Annotated in this window: 1 protein-coding gene; it reads left to right on the plus strand. The window is 60.4% G+C overall.

The window, feature by feature from the left end:
- The coding region (locus tag H163_RS0121030) for an integrase core domain-containing protein (RefSeq protein ID WP_019965145.1) at positions 1-242 on the plus strand (242 nt) is incomplete at its 5' end.
- Positions 243-518: the final 276 nt, after the last annotated feature.

The following is a 518-nucleotide window of genomic DNA, read 5'->3' on the forward strand; positions in this document are numbered from 1 at the left end:
TCGGAAGCGTCGGTGATAGTTACGACAACGCCTTGGCCGAGACGATCAATGGCCTCTACAAGGCCGAGGTCATCTGGCGCCAGCGGTCATGGCCGAGCGCGTCGGCCGTCGAAATGGCGACCCTGCGCTGGGTCGATTGGTTCAACAACAACCGCCTGTTCGGCCCCATCGGGCACATCCCGCCCGCAGAGGCCGAAGCCAAATACCATGCAGCCCAAAAGACCCTCGATATGGTTGCATGACTCAAATGAAACTGCCTCCGGAAAACCCGGGACGGTTCAGGGTGCTGGGAAGTCACGTCTTGTCATCAAACCGGACAAGCTGCCTTTAAGGGATGCCCAAGGTTGCCAAGACTGGCTTCCCTACCGATTCCCCTGTGGTAGGCTGCCGGTGCAATGACCGTGCGGCCGATAAGAGCCGTGGCTTCCCTACCGATTTCCCTGTGGTAGGCTGGCCTCAGCGCGGCGCAGGCTAACCTCGGAGCCGTGGCTTCCCTACCGATTTCCCTGTGGTAGGCT

Origin of the sequence: Pannonibacter phragmitetus DSM 14782, assembly GCF_000382365.1 — a bacterium.
GTDB lineage: Bacteria > Pseudomonadota > Alphaproteobacteria > Rhizobiales > Stappiaceae > Pannonibacter > Pannonibacter phragmitetus.